Source organism: Clostridium sp. BL-8, from assembly GCF_002006495.1.
In the GTDB taxonomy this organism is placed as follows: domain Bacteria; phylum Bacillota; class Clostridia; order Clostridiales; family Clostridiaceae; genus Clostridium.
This window is the reverse complement of record NZ_LZZL01000019.1, coordinates 73637-80047: the sequence shown is the minus strand read 5'-3', so window position 1 is coordinate 80047 and position 6411 is coordinate 73637. Positions and strand designations below refer to the sequence as shown.

Here is a 6411-nt window from a genome sequence, read left to right as displayed (position 1 = left end):
TTTTAGCAGCTTCCACAAGTCCATAAACGGATGTTCCTTCTGAATCTGTTCCAGCTATTTCTCTTATCTTAGAAATAGAAAGTTTTAATCCATATTTTCTTGTAATAGTAGCAATGCATGCTGGACCACAGTCTGTTATATCATGTTGTTTAATACAACAATATTTTCTTGTTATAGTCATATTTACTCCTTACATTCAATGAATATATTAATAATTAGTTTCTTAATCTATAATATAATTATTACATTTCAATACTACAAGTTTTGCATAATATAGTTCAAGTTTATTAGATTGAAAATAGTATTAGAAAAAGCTGACTCATATGAGACAGCTTTTCCTGATACTGCTTTAATTATGGTTTTATAGCAGATACTGCATGTCCTTCAGCTATAAGATCAGCTCTTCTGTTATATAAAGCATTAAAATCTGTATCTGCATAAACGGAACCAGTAGTTAAATCTTTAAACGAATACATTGTTCCACCGCATATACTTCTTTGCTCTTCAATTTTTAATTCTCTCATATTTTTCACCTCCCTTTAACTAAATATTCTCATAATTTTGAATATTTTTAAATACTTCTTCCACTAAAGTTACATAATTAGTAATAAATAGAAAATATATTATATATTTTAAATCTTATATCTTTTACACTAAAAAATATGCATTTTATACCAAAAGCATTTACTTTCATCATTGAATCTGGGGCAAAAGAAAGTTATAAATAAAAAATAATATTAATTAAATTGTAGTTTAAAAAAATCGAGCAAAAGTTTCTTTTAGTAAGTATAAAGCAAGTGAGTTAATTAACATCAAATGTTTCATAAAATTTAATTATAAATTGAAAGGAAATGACGTATAAATGTTAAATTATTAAAGATTTGAGTTGAAATTGAATTTATCTATACCTAATAACAAAATTAGTAAATAACATATAATGTAATAAAAAAATAATATTAGCGATCTACTGGGTACATAGATTATACGACAAAAAATTAACATTTGCATGCAATGCTTGAAATAAAATTATAATACAAATAAAGTGCTCAATGAAATAGATGCTGTAGATGTAAGAATATTCTATAGTTATTATTATTATACATATATATTTGATGCAATAAAAAGGAAGTATTTAAAAAAAGTAGTCATAATGACTCCGATTAAGTGAATATATTTTAGGTATAAAGGAGGAGGAGTGTTTATGAGTATGAACTTTAAAGAATTTATAGAAACAGATAGAGAAAAGTATAGCACCCAAAAGTTTGAAGGAAGTTTTCTCGATTATTTAGATATTGTTAAAGAAAATCCAGAAGTAGTTAAACTTGCTCATAAAAGGATTTATGACATGATTATGAGCAAGGGAGTAGAAGAATTAAAAGCCGATGAAAATCCGAAAATTCGAAAAATCTACGGAAATGATTTAATAAGAAAATATGGATTTTTTAAGGATGATTTTTATGGTATTGATAAAGTTATAATGAAATTAGTTAGTTACTTTAAATCTGCAGCAATGAAAGGGGAAGAGTCAAGACAAGTTTTATATCTTGTAGGACCAGTTGGTGCTGGTAAGTCTTCAATAGTTGAAAGTTTAAAGTCTGCATTAGAAGATTGTGAATCAGTGTATTCCTTAAAAGGCTGTCCAATGCATGAGGAACCCCTTCATCTTCTTCCAAAGCATTTGAGACCAAAATTTCAAGAAATGCTTGGAGTACAAATTGAAGGGGATTTATGCCCTATATGCAAATATAAACTTACCCATGAACTCAATGGTGTATATGAAGACTTTCCAGTTGAAAGAACAGAATTTTCGATTAGGTCACGAAAGGGAGTAGGAGTAGTACCACCAGTTGATCCTAATAATCAAGATACTTCAATTTTAACAGGAGCAATTGATATATCTAAAATGGACTTGTATTCAGAGGATGATCCAAGAATATTTTCATTAAATGGTGCTTTTGATGTTGGAAATCGTGGTCTTGTAGAGTTTATCGAGGTATTTAAAAATGATGTAGAATATCTTCATACAATAATTACGGCTACTCAAGAAAAGTCTATACCATCTCCAGGAAAAGGTTCTATGATCTATTTTGATGGAGTTATAGTTGCACATTCAAATGAAGCTGAATGGAATAAGTTTAAGTCAGATCATACAAACGAAGCAATATTGGATAGAATAGTAAAAGTAGAAGTTCCATATTGTTTAGAACTGGATGAAGAGGTTAAGATATATGAAAAGATATTAAAAAAGAGTAACTTTAAGGCACATATAGCACCTCATACTATTAAGGTAGCAGCGATGTTTGGAATACTTTCAAGAATAACACCTTCAGCTAAAGCTGATCCTATGACAAAACTCAAGATTTATAATGGAGAAGAAATTGTTGAAAAGGGAACTACTAAAAAGATTGATATTGGAGAACTTAGGGAAGAAGCTGGACAATATGAAGGCATGAAAGGAATAAGTACAAGATTTATTATAAAGGCTATAGATAATGCCCTTGCAGAATCAGAGTATGATTGTATTAATCCGCTTAGCATAATGGAAAGTATGATTAAGTCAGTTAAAGAGCTTGATATTGCAGCAGATGATAAGAAAAAATATTTGGGCTTTATTCAAGATACTATTAGAAAAGAATATAATAAAATTTTAGAGAGAGAAATTACAAAGGCATTTATACATTCATTTAGAGAGCAAGCTGAGAGTTTATTTAATAACTATATAGATAATGCAGAAGCCTATGTAAATAAAACTAAAATAAAAGATATTTCAACAGGTGAAGAACTTAATCCAGATGAAGAATTTATGAGGAGTATAGAAGAGCAAATAGGTGTATATGCTGCATCAGCTAAGGGATTTAGATCAGATGTCACTTCATATATGTTTTATATAGTTAGAAAAGGTGGGAAATTAGATTATACTTCCTACGAACCTTTAAAAGAGGCAATAGAAAAGAAATTAACACTTTCAGTTAAAGATCTATCTAGAATAATAACTAAATCTAAAGTTAGAGATAAAGAACAAGCAGAAAAATATAATTCTATGGTTGAAGAAATGCAAAATAACGGATATTGCCTTCATTGTTGTGATGTAATCCTAAAATATGCTGCAAATAACTTATGGAGGGATTAGAATAAGTCATGGCGATATTTAGGGATTATACAAATAATCAAATTGATCACGACAGATCCATAGAAGATAGAAGAAGACATAGGCAGCTAGTAGAAAAATCCATAAAGGAAAATTTGGGAGATATATTATCAGAGGAAAGCATTGTTGGAGAAAGTAAAAATAAGAAGTTCAAAATACCCATTAAAGGGATTAAAGAATATCAATTTGTATATGGGAAAAATTCCAGGGGAGTAGCTACTGGAGTTGGAGATGAAAAAAGAGGCGAGAAGATAGGCAGTGGAAACAAGAAACTGGCTAAAGGTAATCAAGGACCAGGAAATGACGAAGGTGATGATGTTTATGAAACAGAAATCACTCTTGAAGAATTAATGGATTATATATCTGAGGATCTAAACCTGCCTAATTTAGATCAAAAAAAATATTCTGAAATAGTAACAGAGACGAGTGGCAAAAAGAGAGGATATCAAACTCATGGAATACGACCAAGACTTGCAAAAAAGAAGACTGTTATGTCAAAGATTGCAAGGAAGCAAGGTAAGAAGAGAGCTTTAAAAGAGTTAGAGAATGAAGAGGAAATAGATAGATTTCCATTTAGAGAGGAAGATTTAAGATATTATAGAGTTAAATTAAAACCTAGAAAAGATAGTAATGCTGTAATGATATTTATTATGGATGCTTCTGGATCAATGGATATAACAAAAAAATATTTGGCTAGATCGTACTTTTTTGTATTAGCTACTTTTCTAAAAAGAAAGTACAACAATATAGCGTTTGAATTTATATATCACACTACTGTTGCAAGGCGAGTCGATGAATATGAATTTTTCCATAAATCAGAATCTGGTGGTACCTATATATCCAGTGGAATAAATGAAGCATTGCAATTAATTGAAGAAAAATATCCACCAGCAGCATGGAATATATACAGCATATATGCAAGTGATGGTGATAATTGGTCAGAGGATAATGAAAAGGCCGTTATAGCAGTTAAAAATATATGTGAAATTAGCAATATGTTTGGTTATGCAGAATTATTACCATCAACATATACGACAACGATGTATCATAAATTTAAAAAGGAAGTAACAAGCGAAAAATTTGTCCCTGTAATTATAAAAGAGAAAAAGGATTTATGGGAAGCACTTAAGATTATGCTTAGGAAGGAGTTAAAGGAGGAGTAGAGAATTGGAATATAGTTTAAGGGATATTGAAGCTTGGAATGAAAAAATAGAAAAGAAAGTTAAAGAATATGGATTGGATTTTTATCCTCAAGAATTTGAGATTATAAATTTTAATGAAATGATAGGATATGAAGCCTATGTTGGAATGCCATCAAGATATCCTCATTGGAGTTTTGGAAAATCTTATGAAAAAAATAAGACTCTTTATTCTTTTAATCTTACTGGCCTTCCTTATGAAATGGTAATTAATTCTGATCCCTGTTTAGCGTATTTGATGAAAGATAATACATTACTGCTACAAATATTAACAATGGCTCATGTATATGGGCATAATGATTTCTTTAAAAATAATAGGTTATTTAAAGAAGGAACCAATGCAAGGTATACTTTAGAAATGTTTAATTTAGATTCGAAAATAATAAGAGAATATATAGATGATCCAAGTATAGGATATTCAGAAGTTGAAAGAATATTAGATGCAGCTCATGCTATAAGATACCAATCTCAAAGAAACATTGGGGTTAAGGAGCTATCTAATGATGAAATTAAAGAGAATATATTAAAAGCGTATGAATGTAAAAAAGAAAACTGCGGCTTTCTTGATTCTTATCAGGAAATAAAGTTACCTGATTTGGAAAAGTTTCCATTAGAACCAGTAGATGATCTAATGGGTTTTATAATAGAATATGGTCAGCTGAAGGAGTGGGAAAAAAATATACTAAGTATAGTCAAAAGAGAAACTGAATATTTTATACCTCAAATTGAAACTAAAATAATGAATGAAGGATGGGCGAGTTATACTCATTATAATATTTTAAAGGAATTAGAATTGCCTCAAGAACTACATCTAGAGTTCTTAAAACGGCATAATGATGTAATAGCACCAGCTGTAGGAGGATTAAATCCATATTATATTGGATTTAAGATATATGAAGATATAGAAAAGAGATATGGAAAAGAAAAAATATTTGAGGTCAGAGAAATAGAGAGAGATTCTTCTTTTTTAAGACGCTATCTAACTCGAGAATTATGTGAGGAATTAAATTTATTTCAATATAATGAAAGAACTTTTGATATTGTTATAGAAGAAATATCTGATAAAACTGGCTGGAAGACAATAAGAGATACATTAAGTTATACAGCAGGAATGGGAAATATACCTTATATTAGAGTCATAGATTTAAATAAGAAAAATTATACTTTGACATTAGAAAATGTATTTGATGGCAGGCCATTAGATCTTTCATATGCTAAAGAAACTTTAAAGTATATACAAGAACTATGGGGACATGATGTTAAATTAATGACTAAATCAAGTGACAAGCAGGATGTAGTTTTAATTTGTAATCAAGAAAAGAAGGTAATTATATCATAATATAATAAATGATGCACAATTCACAATGTTGGGTTGTGCATTGTCACGCTTTAAAGCTAAGGCGTATTTTCCTAATCATAATTAGAGTATTAGATAAAGAAGTAACAAAAAGTTTAGGGATGAATATCATATTTATGTAGTAAAATAATATTTTTGGAGATAATATTAATGAGCCTAAAAGGTAGTGAAACTGAAAAAAATTTGTTTAAAACATTTGCAGGGGAGTCAAGAGCGAGAAATAAATATTCTTTTTATGCAGAAAAAGCTAGGTCTGAAGGCTTTATGTATGTTGCAGATGTGTTTGAGGAAACAGCAGGAAATGAGCATGCTCATGCTAGAGAAGTATTTAAAAGATACTTAGATATGATTGATAATACAAAAAATAATTTAACAGAAGCAGCACTTGCTGAGTCAGAAGAAAATAAAGTCATATATAAAGAATTCGAGGAAACAGCACGCTGTGAAGGGTTTGATGAAATTGCTAATTTCTATAAGGAGCTTCAAGAAGTAGAAGGGCATCACAAAGAAAGATTTTTAGAATTAGCTAAAAGAGTCAAAGATGGCAAAATGTTTAAAGCAGATAAGCAAACCGAATGGTTATGTCTAAATTGCGGATATATCTATGAAGGAAAAGAAGCACCAGCGAAATGCCCATTATGTAAATATCCTAAAGCATACTTTAAAGAATTAGAAAATGAAGATTGCTATTAATTGGGGGTAAATAT

At 29.5% G+C, this 6411-nt stretch carries 6 protein-coding genes; 4 read left to right on the top strand and 2 right to left on the bottom strand.

Translation table 11 applies throughout. The features are described from left to right. Together CLOBL_RS08840 and CLOBL_RS27930 are read right to left on the bottom strand one after the other, a co-directional pair. Positions 1–181 (bottom strand): cysteine peptidase family C39 domain-containing protein (locus CLOBL_RS08840; RefSeq protein ID WP_207652351.1); only part of this gene is annotated, 181 nt, incomplete at its 3' end. A gap of 172 nt (positions 182–353) precedes the next feature. Then, entirely contained in the window at positions 354–524 is a 171-nt protein-coding gene (locus CLOBL_RS27930) for a hypothetical protein (protein ID WP_179117711.1), read from the bottom strand. A 683-nt stretch (positions 525–1207) separates the two neighbouring features. On the opposite strand from CLOBL_RS27930, the gene CLOBL_RS08835 reads away from it, so the two are divergent. The 4 genes from CLOBL_RS08835 (at position 1208) to CLOBL_RS08820 (ending at position 6397) form a co-directional block, all read left to right on the top strand. Then, the gene (locus CLOBL_RS08835) at positions 1208–3130 is read left to right on the top strand and encodes a PrkA family serine protein kinase (protein ID WP_077858681.1); all 1923 of its coding nucleotides are present in this window, start codon (positions 1208–1210) and stop codon (positions 3128–3130) included. A gap of 8 nt (positions 3131–3138) precedes the next feature. Further along, a complete protein-coding gene (locus CLOBL_RS08830) occupies positions 3139–4311 on the top strand; it encodes a YeaH/YhbH family protein (protein WP_077858678.1) in 1173 nt (390 codons plus the stop codon). 4 nt (positions 4312–4315) lie between these two features. After that, the gene (locus CLOBL_RS08825; protein WP_077858677.1) at positions 4316–5686 is read left to right on the top strand and encodes a SpoVR family protein; all 1371 of its coding nucleotides are present in this window, start codon (positions 4316–4318) and stop codon (positions 5684–5686) included. Between the two features lie 168 nt (positions 5687–5854). After that, complete coding sequence (locus tag CLOBL_RS08820) at positions 5855–6397, top strand: rubrerythrin family protein (protein WP_077858676.1); 543 nt, start codon at positions 5855–5857, stop codon at positions 6395–6397. Positions 6398–6411 lie beyond the last annotated feature (14 nt).

Excerpts from the sequence above, each read along its gene's own strand:
- CLOBL_RS27930 (WP_179117711.1), bottom strand. The coding sequence starts at position 524 with ATGAGAGAATTAAAAATTGAAGAGCAAAGAAGTATATGCGGTGGAACA.
- CLOBL_RS08835 (WP_077858681.1), top strand. The coding sequence starts at position 1,208 with ATGAACTTTAAAGAATTTATAGAAACAGATAGAGAAAAGTATAGCACC.
- CLOBL_RS08830 (WP_077858678.1), top strand. The coding sequence starts at position 3,139 with ATGGCGATATTTAGGGATTATACAAATAATCAAATTGATCACGACAGA.
- CLOBL_RS08820 (WP_077858676.1), top strand. The coding sequence starts at position 5,855 with ATGAGCCTAAAAGGTAGTGAAACTGAAAAAAATTTGTTTAAAACATTT.